Below are 17,307 nucleotides of genomic sequence, written 5' to 3'. Positions count from 1 at the left end.
GCTTGTCTGCAACACGCTGCGCTATCGCCAAAAGCCGGCGCTCCGACTTTTTTTTGCGTCAGTCCTAATTGTAAGTATTCAACAAACTTGATATTAAATGTGTATTAGCTTACAGAATTTATACTGAATTCTGATTTACGACTACTGATTACTGAATTTAATATTGAAAAATATTATACATTATCCATATACATTTAATTATTTACGCTGAGCTTTTAAAACATCCTGTAAGCAGTTGCTAATTTTGAGCCGCAGAAATATGACAGCCTGTCTTTTGACACAATCTCTAGACTATAGCAAAAATACTCCGTAGTGATTGTTTTAACTTGGTGTGTAAGAGAACGTGAAAAAGCATTTTTCGTTGCTAACAGTAAGTTTACCGAGTTTACTGATAGCATTTCCTGGTTTAGCTACTGAGACTGAAATTCAACAGAAAAATAGTGATAAATCAACGGAAATCATTGCAGATATTCCTAGTTTGAGTGAAATTGAGTTACCCGCAACAAACGCTCAATTATTAACTCAAGAATCTCCATCAACTGCAAGTGAGTCAGAAACTCAGCCGGAAATGGAGTCAGATTCTAGCGACGATGGAGACATTAATATAGAAGCGATCGCAGAACCAGATAGCCTGCCTCAGTCTACACCAACTTATGTAATTGAGAAAGAAGAAATTCAAAAGCAAGGTGCAAGCAGTTTAGCTGATGTTCTTAAAAGAATGCCTGGTTTTGCCATTAATGATGTCGGCCCCGGTGCAGATATTCACACAGGAACATATTATCGGGGAGCCTCAATTAATCAGTCTGTATTCCTGATTAATGGCAGACCAATTAATAATAATGTCAACACTTATCACGGTGCAACTGATTTAAACAGCATTCCTGTAGAATCTATTGAACGAGTAGAATTATATAGCGGCACGGCATCAGCTTTGTATGGTTCCTCAGCCTTTGGCGGAGTTGTTAATATCATTACCAAAGAAGGTTATGGACAGCCTAAGTTCTCTGGTAGTACAGAATTTGGTTCGCTAAGTTTAAATAATCAACAAGTAAGCTATGGTGGTTCGGTTGGTTCTGTAAAATACAATTTTAGCTTTGAAAGATTCTTTTCAGATAACCGTTATCGCGTACCTGTAGGTGCAGCAAATCGCGATAGTCAAGGGTTTCTATCGAATGCAGACACAGCTACAAGTACTTACTTTGGTAGCATTGGTTTAGATTTAAATCGAAGAAATTCTTTGAATTTAGATATTACTAAACTCAGCAGTCGTCGCGGCTTAATATATTTCGGTTTTCCTCTCCAGCAAGATAGATTAGACCACGATGGTTTAAATGTTGGCTTATCTTGGAAAACTCGACTTGGTAACGGAGAAAACTCTAATTTGACAACATCAATCGGCTATAACCAAGATTATTTCAGCACCTATGGCCCTACAGGAGCATTTTACCGTACAGGAGTTTTAGATACGCAACAACTCTCAGCTAGAGTAGATCATGAATGGAGAATTACTGCCAATAATAAATTGCGCTGGGGTTTGGATTTAAAAAATACCGACTTAAATGGTGATGTTTTGAGTACAAGTCCTAGTAGGATTGCTAATAACGAAACCGAAAATAGGAGTTTGTTCAATACAGCTTTATTTGCTGTGAATACTTGGAATTTTGGCGAAAACTTTTTAGTAGACTTAGGACTCAGACAAAGTTTTGACAGCGAATTTGGAAGTTATTTAAATCCTAGCGTTGGTTTACGTTATGCTGTTACACCGATAGTAGCATTCCGTGGCAGTTGGGCCGGGGGACAACGCAATCCTGGGTTGGATCAGTTATATGTTTATGATACGGTTCATGGTTGGGAACCTAACCCAAATTTAGAGCCAGAAACCGGTTCCACTTGGACTGCGGGAGTCGATGTCAAATTTTCTGATAATTTGATAGGACAGTTTACTTATTTTGGTAGTAGTATAAGCGATCGCCTGGGAATAATAGCAGGCAGATGGGAAAACATTGGATTAGTAGATACCAATGGTATAGAAGCTGCATTGCAATTAAAAATTGCTTCTGGCTGGTCAACTTTTCTCAACTATACTTATACAGACGCCCAAATCAAAACAGGAGCAGAAAGAGGTTTGCAGTTAGGTTTAATTCCTTATTCTGTACTCCAAACTGGTGTAGGTTATCAAAACGCAGGTTGGCAAGCTAACTTATATGTTACTTACAACAGTGGCGCTCGCAGATCTATCTTTACTAACCCTACTGACAGGACTACAGATTTTGCACCATCTTTTGTGAATTTAGATTTCACCGGTCGTATACCTTTAACTAGCAATTTGGGACTGACAGTTTACCTAGAAAATTTACTAGGGGAACAATACGAGCGAGTTAATCGCATATATAGCCCTGGTTTTACTTTTCGTATTGGTTTAAGCTCAAGTTTGTAGATAATTAATTGGGCAAAATTAATACTCGACTCAGACAATAGGCTAAAACTTACACATTGAAGCCTGAAACATAAGATCCCTGCTAACCCCCTCTTGTGTCACCTTCCGAGGGGGCGATCGCCTCGCGCTTAAGGCTCATCAACTAATTATAGAACTTTGGACTAAGATTACAAACGTAGTTGTATATCGTTGGGTAGCTTTGTACAGATTTCTATAAGCGGTGACATCCCAAATATCCTGGGATTCAAACAAATATCAAACATTAAAAGGGAATAGGGAACAGAGTGTTTCAAATGGAGATTTATACTCCACTTGAAACTTGCTACTTATAGAAGTAGGGGTCTCTAACTCCCCTGACGGGAATAGGAAACAAGGAACTCTTAACAGTTCCCTGTTCCCTATTCCCTTCTTCGATAATTACTAACTGTAAATATTTGAACATAAAAAATCCCTCTACCCCGATGGCACTGAACTAACTACAAGGTAGAGGGTTAAGTTTATCTTAATTTTTTTCTAGGTGCCGGTTTAGTGAAATTACTTGCAAACAACTAGTTTCTTTGATGAAAAATCCACTAAAACCTATGTTGTGTTTGTTTGAACCTGCCTGCTTGAGTTGCCCCTAACCCTAGTCCCAATCGGGAATCTCGGCATCTTCTCCACCAATACCGATTCCAGTGTTAAATATTTCAGCATCAGTCAGATTGAGATCTTTCATTGATGCTTTATACACATTAGAATCATGAATCGTAGCGCGAGTGAAATTTACCCCGTTGAGATTGGCTTGCTTCATATTCACATTGGTGACATAGGCTGATGTTAAGTTAGCACCTGCCAAGTTAGCACCAGTCAGATCTGCACCTTCAAGGTTAGCTTCTACAAGGTTGGCTCCTTGGAGTTTAGCTCCTCTTAAGTCAGCACCAATTAAATGAGCGCCACTGAGATTGGCTCCCGATAAATCGCATTGGATACATTCCCCAGTAGAAAGGAGCTTTTGTAAGTCCTGCGGATTCTCAGCTCTGACCGAGCTAATGAAAAATAGGGGAGTTGCTAAGGCTGTGGCCGCTAATAGCTGGAGTTTCATAATTTTCCCCCTTGATTATCAAGTTGCGTCCGTTCTTTACCTCACAGTTCTATTATCTCACCAAACTTCTTCCCGTTACAGATTGACCTGGCAAGATTCTTGTGTTAAAGAAGCAAAGATGAGGGAAAAACAAAAAATACGATTTATTTTAATTTTTGCTTATTTTACTGGAATAAACCTTAAAATCCGCTGCCATTAAATTAGTGTTAAATCTTTAGCAAAGCTGACACACATCGGCAGAGTTGCACTAAAAAATAAGTATTTATACTTTCAAAATTCATCGAAAAAGGGAATAGGGAATAGGGAACAGGAAAGAAGGTTCTCTAAGGTATACTGAATTTTTTCATAAATCAAATATGAGTCCCATATCATCAACTTATGAAACCTGAAATAGTTATTCATCTGTGGAAATTACTTTGGCAACAATACAGCGCCAGAGTAAATTACGCCCGTACCTACCAACAAATGATTACCGCTGCGGGTGGGAACGTCGCCAACGACCACATCGCCTTTCGGTCTTTGCGTCTATTACTAGATAGTCCACAAGGTCAAGTTAACCTGGGCATTGGCTACTTGGAAAAAATTGTACAAGCTTTAGGTTATGTTGCGGCTGGTGAGTATACGTTTGCGAAAACTCATCTCTATGCCCGTCATTATCATCATCCACAGCAAGAGGAATTTAACTTACCTAAACTATTTATCAGCGAGTTAATTGTTGACGAATTGCCCAGCAATATTGCTCAAATCATCTACCAAACAGTATCTTCATTTGAATATCAACTTACCTCAGATGTTAATTTTCTTCTAGAAACAGAAGAAAACATTGAAATCATCGCCCAACAACTGCAACAAATATTTACCCGTCCTTGGCTACCTCCCCGGCGTTCTCTGGTCGAAGAGGTGAATCAGGTTACTCAGTATGGGGCTTGGGTATTGCTGCACGGTTATGCTGTCAACCATTTCACAGGCTACGTTAACAGCCAAAACACCGCAAAATATCCAGATATAGACACCACTGCCAGTAGTTTGGCTAACTTGGGCGTACCAATGAAAGCAGAGATAGAGGGAAATATTGCTTGTGGTTTGCGTCAAACAGCGACTCAAGCAGTAACCGAAATGGTGACCGTGTTTGATGATAACAGTGGTTTAGAAATTCAGATTCCTTGGACTTACGCTTATTATGAGATTGCCCAGCGCTATCTAGTGGAAGTCGAACCCGGAAAGCAGGTACTTTTTGATGCTTTTTTAGGAAGTAATGCTCAGGAATTGTTTGAAATGACGCGTTTATCTAAGTAGGAGTGACTGTTGACTGTTGACTGTTGACTGCCCAATGCCCAATGCCCAATGCCCCATTTTTATTTCACAAACTCCGGCAGTTCTATCCAAAAACTACTACCGTGGGAGATTTCTGACTCCATACCTACCTGTCCTCCCATGCGTTCGATGCCTTTACGGACGATCGCTAGTCCAATTCCTGTACCAGGGTAGGCTTCTATGCTGTGTAGACGCTCGAAGACACCAAAAATCCGCTCCCAATGCTGGGCCGAGATACCTATGCCGTTGTCTTCTACCCACAAACGCACGCAGCCTCCGCGGCGTTCTGTCCAAATTCTGACTTGGGGTTGAACTCCAGAAGCTACAAATTTAATGGCGTTGGTTAGTAGGTTTGTAATAATTTGCTCGACGGTGCGGTAGTTTCCTACAACTTCTAGTAGAGGTTCAGCAATTGTTACTTGTGCTTGGTTTTGTTGTAGGGATACTTCTAATTGAATCAGCACTTGTTTGACTAGTGAGTTGAGGTTTATTGGTTGCAGTGGCAAATCAATGCGACTCAAACGGCTGTATTCTAAGAGGTCTATCAACAGGTTGTCCATACGCTCGACGTTACTGGCAATGCGATGGAGTAAATCTTGCCCGCCTGAATTTAGTACGCTGTCGTAGTCTTCTAAAAGAATAGTGGCAAATCCGCGAATAGCACGTAGAGGTTCTTGTAAGTCGTGGGAGATGGAATAGGCAAAGGCTTCTAGGGCGCTGTTGGCTTCTTCAAGCTGCTGTGTGCGGTTGTGAACTATTTGTTCGAGTTGTTCGGTGTAGCGCTGCAATTGTTCGCGCAGGCGAGATTGTTGAATGGCGATCGCCAGCTGATTTGCGACTTCGCTGGCAATTTCCACGTCTTCCTCGGTTAATGACCACGGTTGAATTACTCCCACGTTCAAAGAACCGATTAGCTGTTGTTGAGCAATTACAGGTACATTCATAATTAAGCGAATGCCTTGGTCGAACAGCCGTTGTTGAACGCGGTATGGTCTTGGATGGTCAGCCAGGTTTTCGATCATCATTACTTGGTTTTGTTGCAAGTTTTCAATGTTGCCAAAATCATGCAATGAGAAAGTTTCGCCTATGGCAAAGCCAATGCGATCGCTAGACTGGACAGCTAAGACAGTAGCTTGTTGCTGTTCCAAATCAAACAACGTCATATCTATTAATTGACAGGGAAGTAAGGGATAAGTTGCAGCTAGAGCCGCTTCAGCAATTTCTTGAGGAGAAATTGCCCCCAAAATCGACCGATCTAACTCTTGGAGAGTTTGCAATCTTGTTGCATAGCGCTTAAGTGCTTCTTCTGAGCGTTTCCGCCCGGTAATGTCTTCCACCAGCCCATCAATCACCTCCTCTCCATGAGTAATATTAAGAGTTTCATTCACTGATAGCCATATATGGCTACCATCTTTTCTCCGTATCCTTAATTCCCGTTCTCGTCTTTTGTTTGGTGTAATATCTCCAGATCTGGAAAAAATCTCGTTAAAGTTAGTATTAGACTGAATTTCTTCTAGAGAATCAAGTCTCAAAAGACTGAGAAATGCACTATTAACTTCTAATATGCGTCCGTCTGGTATTGCTCGAAATACTCCGACATTTAATTGATTGAGTAAAGATTGCAAGCGATTTTCTAAAAAACTAGCTCTTTGGCGAGTTTCATTGCGTTCTAAAACAGATCTTACCGTTGCAGATAAACGAACTAAATGCTTGGGTGACTTGAGAATATAATCATCGAGTCCGCTTTTCATCGCTTCAACGGCAATTTCCTGATTGCCTGTGTTAGTAAACATAATTACCGGGCGATCGGGGTAGCGGTTCTTTAAAAGATGTAATATTTCCAAACCATTGTTCCAACGAAGTTGATAATCAGTGATTGTCAGATCGAAGCGACCTGCTGCCAATGCTTGCTCAAAGTTTTCTGGTTCACCCACTTCCTCTATTTCTACATCGGGAAATTGTCGCCGCATCTCCCGAATAATCATGAAACGGTCATTTGGATTGTCGTCAATAATCAGAATGTGCATGAGAAGCCAAAAAAATTGATGCTTGAAAAGCTCTAAGTGGTGAATCCTTACTAAAGAAAGTAGATTTAATTACTTGCAATTTTTGTAGCATCTGTTAAAAATGTAATGCGTAAGTTTTAAATCTTTCGGTGTAGTCTTCTCAGCGAGAATACACCCTACTAAGGAATCTCAACTTAAAGCTATCCTCAAATAAATAGACCATGCCTGAGAAATAAACGCAATGCTCGTTGGTGTTAACTAGTGTTAACTATAAGGTAGAAATATTTTAACTATTGATTTCATCACCCGCCTTAAACTTGAGTTCAAGGCTAATAGCAAAAGTCTAGTGAATTAGAAAAAAGATTTTTAGGGTATTTAATCATCTGAAGATGATTTGCGCTGTTGGCAAAAAACTTTACTTTCTTGCCGGACATGACTGATGAGCATTGCCCTTGATTCTTACCACACGATAGTTAAACTCGGTAAATTTTTTCATGAATTCTGAATTACTTAAAGATAGCTTTTTGAGGCTCAACCATTATTGACCCTCCCATCCTTTGAAAGGCTAGGATTGCCAGGTTTAAGAAAATCAAATTGTCTAACTGAAGTAAACCAACGGCTGTTGATTTAAGTTTAGCCAATAGGCATCAAGTAACTTTACCATTGCCGTTAAATCACTGAATGCCACGGGTTTAACTAAATACGAATTCACACCCAGGTCATAAGCTTTATGAAGGTCGGTTGTTTCTTTAGAAGTTGTCAACACAACAACTGGTAGGCGTTTGAGTTTTGGTTGTTGCTTGAGCCACTCTAAAACCTCAAACCCAGATTTACGGGGCATTTTCAGGTCTAATAAAACCAGTATCGGCAGAGGGTAGCGTTCTCGGTCAGCATATTCCCCTTCACCACACAGGTAAGAAATAGCAGCTTCTCCATTGCTTACAACTTGTAGGGGTTGCATGAGATTGGCTTTGCATAAAGCCCGACGAATTAACAGGACTTGATTGGAGTCATCTTCTGCCAGTAAGATTGTCTGCTGGTCTGTGTTCATGTTTTCATGGAAAATTTTTGTAGTTGAATCCAAAAGCGGCTACCTTGACCTTCTATTGACTCTACACCCACTTGTCCCCCCATACGTTCAACACCTTTGCGGACAATGGCTAAACCAATGCCAGAACCAGGATAACTTTCTTGAGTATGTAATCTTTCAAATACATTGAAAATTCGCTGCCGATGTTCTGGTGCAATGCCAATACCGTTATCTTCTATCCAGAGGCGAATGGGGGATGAGGAAGACAAGGGGGATAAGGGGGACAAGGAAGACAAGGGGGACAAGGTAGAATTTTCTCCCCTTTTTACCTCATCTCCCCATCTCCCTATCTCCCCATCTCCCCCGACGATTTCCGCCCAGATACGAATTGTTGGCTGTCTGTTAGCGGGGACGAATTTAATTGCATTACTCAGCAGGTTTACGAGTACTTGGATTAAAATTGTCCAATTGCCTGTAACTTCTGGAAGTGGTTGCTCTATGTTGACTTGAGCTTGTCGCGATCGCAATTCTACTTCTAGTTGGTTAAGGGCTTCTGTAAGAATGTCTGTTAAGTTAAGTACGCCAAGATTAATTTCTACTTGACTCAGGCGCGAGTAGTCGAGCAAGTCTTGAATTAGTCCATCCATGCGTTCGGCAGAGGCGACAATCCTTTGAATATAATCTTGTGCATCGCTGTCCAAGCAATGACTATAATCTTCCTGTAGTGCTTGAGCGAAACCCTGCATCGATCGCAAAGGAGCGCGTAAGTCATGGGAAACTGAATAACCAAAGGTTTCCAGTTCTTTGTTGGCTTCCAATAGGGCGGCTGTGCGGTTGGCGACTCGTTCCTCTAATTCATTGGCGTAGTTCTGCACCGCCTCTGCCATTTCACGATAGCGAGTTTCACTTTCTCGCAGCTTTAACTCTGTGCGTCTCCAAGCTGCATTCAATTCCGTAGTTAGTAGCGATACGATCGCAAATAACCCCAAACGAATCGAACCATCGAGGGCTAAAATATTCAGTGAATAAATTGGTTCTAAGAAAAACAAAGCGATCGCTAAGCTACACAGTAGGGTTGCCAATAAACTTGAGCCGCGAGTCCCATACCAGGAACTCAACACCACAGCTGCAAAAAATACAGAAAAAGTAATGTTCTCTAACAGTGGCGATATCAGTAGAGAAAATAACAGTGCTAAACCGCTGGCGAGTACAGCAATGCCATAGCTTTTTTGCCAGGAGCGATTTGTATTGTGCATTAGACACCTGCTGGTGTGGTCTTAGGACTTCTAAGTAGGTCGTGGTGAATATTTATTCTCAGGATAAGGCAGGGAACAGGGGGCAGGAATGAAGAGGGTTTTAGCTTTGGCATTGCTGAATCTAGGGATGATTTTTACCTCACGCAAAGGCGCAAAGGCAGCGGGGTCTTGGGAGTTTCCCCCATGAGCGACTGCCGCGCCAAGAATCTACCTTTAGCCTTCGTCAAAATCTTAATTCATACCGCATTTATGCAACGCCTTAGCTTTATAATTTTTCTTCACATAGTTTGGTTTTATTGTACCGACTTACTTACCTTAGAAAGCAATACGCTTGGGTTAAGCATTTCTTCCTTCTCTTTGCGTCTTAACCTACGGGAAGCCACTTCTCTACGAGACGCTCCTTTGAAGGTGTCTATGCGTCCTTTACGGTTTTTTAAAAAATGCACCTTTGTTGCATCAACTGACACCTTTGTTGCATCAACTGACACCTTTGTTGCATCAACTGGTATCTTTGTTGCATCAACTGGCATCTTTGTTGCATTTATTTGCGCCTTTGTTGCATCAACTGGCATCTTTGTTGCATTTATTTGCACCTTTGTTGCATCAACTGGCATCTTTGTTGCATTTATTTGCACCTTTGTTGCATCTTGCTACTACATACCGTTAACGTCAACAGTCAACCTTGCACTAAATTGCCAATAGTTTCAATTAACAGGGTTGGATCTATTGGCTTGCTGATGTGGGCTTGAAAACCAGTTGCCATCGCTCTTTGTTCGTTACCTTCTCCGGCATAGGCTGTGAGGGCGATGGCTAAAATTTGTCCTCCTTGTTCTGGACTCATTAACCGAATTTGTTTCAACAACATATAGCCATCCATTTCTGGCATTCCGATATCGCTCACCAGTAAATCTGGCTGCCATTTTGGTAATATTTCTAATACTTCTATTGCTGATGATACAGCAGTGACAGTGGCTCCAGACTGTTGGAGTACGAAGCTAATTAACTCTAAAGAATCAGGTTCGTCATCCACAACTAAAATTTTTAAACCATCAAAAGTTGGAATATCGGCGGCAATCACATCACTGTCTTGACTGCTGTCAACTGTATCAGTAAGTATCATTGGCAACTTGACAATAAAGGTTGCTCCATGACCTTCTCCCAAACTTTTTGCTAAGACAGTACCACCGTGCATTTCTACTAGATAACGGACAATTGCCAATCCCAAACCCAAGCCGCCAAATTTCCTGGTAGTTGCACTATCAGCTTGACGGAAGGTTTCAAATACATAGGGCAGAAAATCTGGGTTAATTCCTTTGCCTGTGTCTTTAACTCTAATTTGCACTTGAGAATCAATTTGCTCTAAATAAATCTCAACTTGTCCGCCTTCAGGAGTAAATTTAATGGCGTTGGAGAGGAGATTCCAGACTATTTGTTGCAAGCGTCCTGGGTCGCCAAATACTTGACCAACGGCCGGATCGAGAGCAGAGTGAATTTGAATCAATTTCGCTTCCGCTGATAGCCGTACTGTTTCCATTGCGGCTCGAATAATGCTTGCCAAATCAACTGGGCAGACATTGAGACTGAGTTTACCTCGCAAGATGCGGGAGATATCTAACAAGTCTTCAATGAGTTTAGTTTGTAATTTAGCGTTGCGTTCGATGGTTTCCAAAGCTAAAGCAGTTTTTTGTGGATCTAACTTGCTGGTACGCAAAAGTTTTGCCCAACCCAAAATCGGATTTAGGGGAGTTCTAATTTCGTGAGATAGAACAGCTAAAAATTCATCTTTAATACGATTTGCGTCTATTGCTTGCTGGTAAAGTCGAGCATTTTCAATTGCTGTAGCTGCCCGCAAAGCCAAGGCTTGAGCCATATTTAAATTAGCTGTTGTGTAGCGATGGTTCTCTTGGGTAGCAATCAAAGTAATTGTACCTAGCTTGCGTAAAGCCATACCACTGTAGGCATCGCGAGCCTCTAGTGGCACAATTATGTAAGATTGAATGTTCATTTGGCGCATCAATCGTTGGGTTTGTGCGTCCTGTTTCATTGTGAATGACAAAGAATTCGCCGTTGCATCAGTTACTAATTCTGGTTCCCCTGTTTGCAAAACTTTTCTAATACCAAAATCAGCATTGGCAAAGGTGGAATAAAATCGTCTGAGTAACAAAGCTAGGGCTTCGATTTGAGGAGTGGTTGCTGCAACAATTGGTTCTTCAAAGACTGTTAAGTTAGCGTCAACAATATCAATTAAACAGCAATCAGCTAATGTAGGAACCACTAAGTTGGCTAATTTTGCTAGAGTTGTGCGGTAATCGAGGGAAGATACCAGCAATCGGCTAGCTTCAGATAATAAACTGTAATTTTGCTTTTCAGCTTCAGCTTCCATGCGGGCAGCTTGTTCGCTGATGAGTAATTGCTCTCGCTCTAATTCTACTCGTTTGCGATCGCTGATATCTTCTACCAAGCCATCAATGATACCGTTGCCATCAAATTTGGTGAAGGTTTTACTCACACGCACCCAAATCAAACTACCATTAGCTCGTCGCAATTGGATTTCTTTGTCGCGCACTTCGCCATTTTCTCGCAGCTGATTAATTAACTGAGCATAATCTTCCGGTTGGAAATAAAGCTCTATAAACCGATTTGCTTGCTCTTGGGGTAAGCTTCCTAACCCAATTAAACGCAGGAAGGCTGGGTTACATTCGAGTAAAGAACCATCAAAAGTTGTCCGATAAATGCCAACGTTTAGGCGGTTGAGGAGAGTTTGAAAGCGAATTTCTAAATTTGCAGCTTTTTGGCGAGTTTCAGCTCGTTCTAGCGCCGATCGCACTGCTACTGTTAGGCGTACTTGGTGCTGAGGAGATTTGATCACATAATCATCTAATCCAGATTTCATTGCCTCCACAGCAATTTCCTGAGTACCGCTGTTGGTGAACATAATCACCGGGCAATTCGGATAACTAGCTTTAATTGCGTGTAATACTTCTATACCGTTACTCCAACGCAATTGATAATCGGTGACAACCAAGTTAAATTGACCAGTTTGCAATGCCTGAGTCAAGTCTTGAGCTGTGACCACTTGTTCTACTTCGAGGTCAGAAAACTCGCGTTCCAATTGCCGAATTGCTAAGAGGCGATCGTTCGGATTGTCATCAATCAAGAGAAGTCGTAACATTTGCTCTGGCTGCAAGTCCGATTGCCTTCAAATCATAAGCCTAAAAGTAGCCTAAACGTACTCCACATTTAGGAGGTATTTTAGAAAATCAAGCAAAATATATGATATGTGGCAATACTAGCAATTACTACGGTGGCGAGCGATCCCTTTGTCCAAAGGTTGTGGTTGGGTTGCGATCGTCTGGCGATTTACAAGGGACACCTGAGCTAATTTGTATAGAATTTAAGTACAATCAACTTGGCTTGGCTGTTTTATGAATTCCCGCCGCATTCTCAAAGCTGGTGAATCTTATACTTTTAGCAAATATTTTGAATTGCCCTTTATTATTGATGATATTTTAGCCGAATTAAATTGTACTTTAGAAAGGAAGAATCTAACTTTACCTGAATCTTCAGAAGTTTTTGATTTGCGCTTTTTACAGCAACAGCTTCAGCGTAATTTATCTCATATCGATTTAGTTAATGAAACTGCTCGACGAGAAGCTTTAATTGGCCCGATTTTGTTTGAGGTTTGTAATTTAACTAATCAGCGACTCAATATAGAATATTCTATTGCTGTTAATGACTATCTCAAAGGCACTCTCGATTATTATATTGCAGCGCCTCAAAATTTATTAGTGATTGAAGCTAAACAATCAGACTTAGTTAGAGGATTTACTCAACTCGCCATTGAATTAATTGCACTTGATGAATGGACTAAATCTACATCAGAACTTCTATATGGAGCAGTTACAACTGGTGAAGACTGGCGTTTTGGAGTTTACCATCGCGCAAATCGCCAGGTAACTCAAGACCAGAAACGCTATCAAGTCCCAGAAGATTTATTGCTACTTGTAAAAATCCTTGTAGGGATTATTAATGGTTGCTTGTTGATGGTTGACTGATGACTGGTGAGTGGGAAGTTATTAATCTCCCGTGCCCCCTATCTCCCTCATCTTCAACTCTGCCGGCAGCTAAAGCTACATCTCCCTCATCTCCCCATTCCGTTTTCATTTATATTTTTCTTCCGGCTACAATACATCACTAAAAGTACAAACAATGCCATTCCTGCCAGATATTTAATCGGGTCGGGTACGTTGGGATTAGGTGAAAAAAAGCCTTCGATCGCACCTGCAAGCATCAACATTGGTACAATCCCAAATACTAACTGCACTGCCTGACTACCATAAAATTTCAGTGCGTCCGGTCGGCGATATTTGCCAGGAAATAAAATTGCTTTTGCTAATAAAAATCCCGCACCTCCAGCAAAAAATATCGCCGGTAGTTCTAAGGAACCATGCGGAAATACAAAGGCCCAAAAAGGATATGCTAAGTTATTTTGACCAACTAAAGTCCCAACTGCACCAATTAATAAACCATTAAATACCATCAAATAGGCTGTGTATATCCCAGCAGTAATTCCACCAGCAACAGCCCCAAAGGACACTGCCAAGTTATTAATCGTAATGCCACTGGATGCTAGAGGTTCAATGCCAACAATTGACCCCATCCACAATTTATGCTCATCTCGCACCTTGGATATCAAGTTTTCAGGTACGATTAAGGACATGAAGCTGGGATTTTGCCAGGAATACCACCAAGCTACTATTCCACCCAATAAAAACAGCGCTGTTGCTGCTGCGATATACGCAAATGTTTTTTGAACTACAGATGGTAATCCCCAACGGTAAAATTCTAAAACTGCCTGCCACTCCTGTCGTCGCGAACCTTGATAAATTTGCGTATAACCACGAGTTGTTAAAGATTGTAAACTTTGTGTCAAAGTATTACTGATTTCTTGGGTGCGGGCGCGGGCTAAATCTGCGGCGACTGAACGATATAAAGAAGCTAATTCTCTAATTTCGGCTGCCCGTAGAGACTTTAGCCCTTTTTTTTCTACCTGCTTTAATAGGGCATCTAAACGCTGCCAATTCGGTTCTCGTCGTGCAATCCAACGTTGAATATTCATGAATTTTGGGAACACTGACTTTAACTTAGCTTAAGATAGCCTCAAATTCAGATCCGTAGTTTCAAGGGAAATTTGGTATTATGTCTGAAAATTTTGGATCTCCCGGTCACATACAACCACTGAGTGTTGGTAACGTTGTCAGTGCTGCGGTGCGACTGTATCGTTCTCATCTCAAGACTTATCTCAATTTAGCTGCCATTGCTCACTTGTGGATTATAGTCCCAATTTATGGTTGGGCGAAGTATGCTGCCATTTCGGGGTTAATTTCACGTTTGGCTTTTGGTGAATTGGTTTACCAGCCAGAAAGTGTCCAAAGCGCCAACAATCACGTTAATCCACGTCTGTGGTCATTTTTTCGAGTTGCTTTGCAAGTAGGGATATCTTTACTGGTCGTTTATTTTGGATTGGCGATCGTTGGTGGTATCTTTGCTGGCTTGATAGGAGTAGTATTAGGAGGGATATTAGGTAATTCAGCCGTTATAGTCGTCACTACATTGGCAATCATTGTCACAGTCGGGATTGTGCTTTTAGGACTAACCTGGTTTTACTCCCGTTGGATTGTTGCTGAAGTCCCCCTAGCAGTTGAGGAAAATATTAATGGTGGCGAAAGTGTTGCTAGAAGTTGGGAGTTAACTAAAGCTTCAGTATTTCGCATTCAAGGTGTAGTATTAGTTGCTTTTTTGGTGACGCTACCAATAGTATTTGTATTCAACTATATACCCAGCTTATTCCTTTTAAAACTTGAGCCTGGTACTGGTATCTACTCACTTGTGTATTTTATTTCTTGGGTTGGTAGCTTAATAGGTGGAGTTTTTGTCATGCCATTCTGGCAAGCACTAAAGGCTGTTTTATATTTTGACTTGCGTAGTCGCCGTGAAGGCTTGGGTTTGCAATTACGAAAACCTCCTTTGTAGATTTTTTGTTAACTCAATACCTGAATTCAAGTTTATTAGTTTTTCATTAGTTCAAATATGCGCTTTTTTAATCGCATCTCATTCCAGACTCCAGAAAGTGTAGAACTGGAATTTACTTTAGCAGGAATTGGCAATCGAGCTTTAGCATTGCTGATTGACTATACAGTTTTGGGTATAAGTTTGCTGTTGTTTGTGTTGATTTGGACTGTCTTTTCAACGCAACTGTTGAATTTTTTGGAAAATTTAGTTACAAATCCTCGGAATATAGGACTTTGGCTATTAGCAATTTTCTTTTTTATTGGCTTTGCAATTTACATTGGGTATTTCGTATTTTTTGAAACCTTATGGTTTGGACAAACCCCCGGTAAACGCATCGCTAAAATTCGCGTGGTTAGAGATGATGGTAGACTCATCGGGCTACAACAAGCAACATTACGTGCCCTGTTGCGACCCTTTGATGAAACTTTGTTTATTGGCGCTTTTTTAATTATGTTGGGCAACCGCGAAAAGCGTTTGGGTGATTTGGCTGCTGGTACCATTGTGATTCAAGCCCAGCCAGCTAATGCATCGAACTTAATAATTTCAGAACAGGCAAAGATACTCCACGACGAATTACTACAAACTGCCAACTTATCCCAATTATTACCTGATGATTTTGCAGTTATTCGTGAATATTTACAGCGACGTAGTGCAATGTCATTAAAAGCTAGAGCATCACTATCTTTAAACTTAGCCCAGCAAGTTAAATCTATTATTAATTTAGAAAAACTGCCAGAAAATTATACACCTGATGTATTTTTAGAAGCTATTTATATTGTCTATCAACAGCAGGAATTTTAAAAGTTAAAAGCTCAGTAGTATAGGTCAGAAACAGTTTGGATTTTAGATAAATAGGCTTTTCGTAAAGGCTGTTAGCAGATTTATCCAAAATACTTATTATCCTAATTTTGTATCGATTTCATTCCACATCTGGCGGTAGTGTGGTATAATACACTATGAAATAAATCAAATTTTGATTTTCTTAATCAACCCATATATTTATTAGGAAGGTGGTAGTGAAAGAAAATAAACGACCGCTATTTTGATGGATATGTAAATACTTGTTTATCACCGGTTACAAAGCAAAAAAACATGCATTCCACTACTAAGATACCAAATATCATATGTTTAAAATACTGAGATACATTAGTATTTTTCTCATTACTGTCTGTTTGTTATTTGCTTGCCATACTTTAGCACCAACTAAATTAAAACGCCCTCCTTTGAAAGTACAATTTGCATCTTTTGTTGGGGAATATCCAAGCATCATTGCTCAACAAAAAGGATTTTTCAAAGCCCAAGGAATAGATGTAGAACTAATTTATAAACCCTACACTCAATTGGAACAAGCAAATTTCACTGCGGGTAAGTATGATGGTATTTCGTTATCTTTGGGAAGTTTAATAGTCTTGAGTGCCACAAATCCTGATATCCAAAGCGTGATAGTTATAGATGAATCAACAGGAGCAGATGTGGTAGTCGCCCAATCACAAATTAAAACCGTTGCTGACTTGAAAGGGAAAAAGCTAGGTGCCAATCTAGGCGGTTTTAGCGAAGTTTTTGTGACTGAGATGTTGAAAAATGCTAACTTAACCAGCGAAGATGTCAACTTAGTTAAGTTAGAAGCTTTAGAAATTCCTCAACACCTAAAAAATAATCTTATTCAAGCAGGACATACTTGGCAACCCTATCTTTCTGAAGTGATGAAATTAGGGGGACATATCCTATTTACCAGCAAACAAACCCCTGGCTTGATTTTAGATATGATTGTCTTTAGTGGTGATACAATCCGCCATCGCCCCGAAGACATTCGTGCATTTGTCCAAGGATGGTTAAAAGCCGCAGATTATTGGAAAGCAAATGTTCAAGAAGGAAACGCCATCGTCAGCAAAGTCTTAAAAATTCCTAGCAATACAATTTCCCTAGAGGGAGTAAACTTAACTGATTTAGCTGAGAATCAAAAATTGTTTGAATTTAGCAATCCTAACTCCATCTACAAAACCGCCAAGATATATGTAGAGTTTTTTATTCGCTCTGGAAACGTGACGCGCATTCCTGAGTTAAAAAGTTTGTTCAATTCTTCCTTCTTAAATCCTCCCTCTTAGTTTAAA

13 protein-coding genes are annotated in these 17,307 nt (G+C 40.5%); 7 read left to right on the top strand and 6 right to left on the bottom strand.

The features are described from left to right. Positions 1 to 343: 343 nt before the first annotated feature. On the top strand, positions 344 to 2,437 hold the full coding sequence (locus VF06_RS05395; protein ID WP_099066144.1) for a TonB-dependent receptor plug domain-containing protein: 2,094 nt from the start codon (positions 344 to 346) through the stop codon (positions 2,435 to 2,437). Positions 2,438 to 3,062: 625 nt separating this feature from the next. On the opposite strand, the gene VF06_RS05390 is transcribed toward VF06_RS05395, so the two are convergent. Then, on the bottom strand, positions 3,063 to 3,518 hold the full coding sequence (locus tag VF06_RS05390; RefSeq protein WP_099066145.1) for a pentapeptide repeat-containing protein: 456 nt from the start codon (positions 3,516 to 3,518) through the stop codon (positions 3,063 to 3,065). A gap of 378 nt (positions 3,519 to 3,896) precedes the next feature. Between VF06_RS05390 and VF06_RS05385 the strand changes: the two genes are divergently transcribed. Next, a complete protein-coding gene (locus tag VF06_RS05385; protein WP_099066146.1) occupies positions 3,897 to 4,814 on the top strand; it encodes a DUF1338 domain-containing protein in 918 nt (305 codons plus the stop codon). Positions 4,815 to 4,873: 59 nt separating this feature from the next. Here the strand turns inward: VF06_RS05385 and VF06_RS05380 are convergent, their stop codons facing one another. From VF06_RS05380 to VF06_RS05370, 3 genes are all read right to left on the bottom strand, one after another. Next, the gene (locus VF06_RS05380) at positions 4,874 to 6,859 is read right to left on the bottom strand and encodes an ATP-binding protein (RefSeq protein WP_099066147.1); all 1,986 of its coding nucleotides are present in this window, start codon (positions 6,857 to 6,859) and stop codon (positions 4,874 to 4,876) included. A 577-nt stretch (positions 6,860 to 7,436) separates the two neighbouring features. Then, positions 7,437 to 7,889: a response regulator gene (locus tag VF06_RS05375; protein ID WP_099066148.1), complete on the bottom strand. Its 453-nt coding sequence runs from the start codon at positions 7,887 to 7,889 to the stop codon at positions 7,437 to 7,439. Next, complete coding sequence (locus VF06_RS05370; protein WP_099066149.1) at positions 7,886 to 9,124, bottom strand: sensor histidine kinase; 1,239 nt, start codon at positions 9,122 to 9,124, stop codon at positions 7,886 to 7,888. The genes VF06_RS05375 and VF06_RS05370 overlap by 4 nt, the downstream gene beginning before the upstream one ends. Before the next feature lie 448 nt (positions 9,125 to 9,572). Here VF06_RS05370 and VF06_RS38960 point away from each other — a divergent pair, with 448 nt between their 5' ends. Further along, positions 9,573 to 9,791, top strand: coding sequence for a hypothetical protein (locus VF06_RS38960; RefSeq protein ID WP_143861665.1), 219 nt, complete (start codon positions 9,573 to 9,575; stop codon positions 9,789 to 9,791). Positions 9,792 to 9,800: 9 nt separating this feature from the next. Here VF06_RS38960 and VF06_RS05360 read toward each other — a convergent pair whose 3' ends face one another. Then, positions 9,801 to 12,296 carry a response regulator gene (locus VF06_RS05360; protein ID WP_099066151.1) on the bottom strand — a complete coding sequence of 832 codons (2,496 nt, stop codon included), beginning with the start codon at positions 12,294 to 12,296 and terminating at the stop codon, positions 9,801 to 9,803. A gap of 253 nt (positions 12,297 to 12,549) precedes the next feature. Between VF06_RS05360 and VF06_RS05355 the strand changes: the two genes are divergently transcribed. Then, on the top strand, positions 12,550 to 13,179 hold the full coding sequence (locus tag VF06_RS05355; protein WP_099066152.1) for a hypothetical protein: 630 nt from the start codon (positions 12,550 to 12,552) through the stop codon (positions 13,177 to 13,179). An 86-nt stretch (positions 13,180 to 13,265) separates the two neighbouring features. On the opposite strand, the gene VF06_RS05350 is transcribed toward VF06_RS05355, so the two are convergent. Next, complete coding sequence (locus VF06_RS05350) at positions 13,266 to 14,243, bottom strand: stage II sporulation protein M (RefSeq protein WP_099066153.1); 978 nt, start codon at positions 14,241 to 14,243, stop codon at positions 13,266 to 13,268. An 80-nt stretch (positions 14,244 to 14,323) separates the two neighbouring features. On the opposite strand from VF06_RS05350, the gene VF06_RS05345 reads away from it, so the two are divergent. The 3 genes from VF06_RS05345 to VF06_RS05335 all read left to right on the top strand — a co-directional run bounded on the left by VF06_RS05345 (position 14,324) and on the right by VF06_RS05335 (position 17,301). Beyond that, positions 14,324 to 15,157 carry a hypothetical protein gene (locus VF06_RS05345; protein ID WP_099066154.1) on the top strand — a complete coding sequence of 278 codons (834 nt, stop codon included), beginning with the start codon at positions 14,324 to 14,326 and terminating at the stop codon, positions 15,155 to 15,157. Between the two features lie 57 nt (positions 15,158 to 15,214). Continuing rightward, positions 15,215 to 15,997 (top strand): RDD family protein, encoded by a 783-nt coding sequence (locus VF06_RS05340; protein ID WP_099066155.1) that lies wholly within the window; start codon positions 15,215 to 15,217, stop codon positions 15,995 to 15,997. Positions 15,998 to 16,320: 323 nt separating this feature from the next. Next, complete coding sequence (locus VF06_RS05335; RefSeq protein WP_180267481.1) at positions 16,321 to 17,301, top strand: ABC transporter substrate-binding protein; 981 nt, start codon at positions 16,321 to 16,323, stop codon at positions 17,299 to 17,301. Positions 17,302 to 17,307: the final 6 nt, after the last annotated feature.

The sequence above is a fragment of the Nostoc linckia z4 genome (assembly GCF_002608075.1).
Taxonomy (GTDB): Bacteria; Cyanobacteriota; Cyanobacteriia; order Cyanobacteriales; family Nostocaceae; genus Nostoc; species Nostoc linckia.
This window is presented reverse-complemented; position numbering and strand designations above follow the sequence as displayed.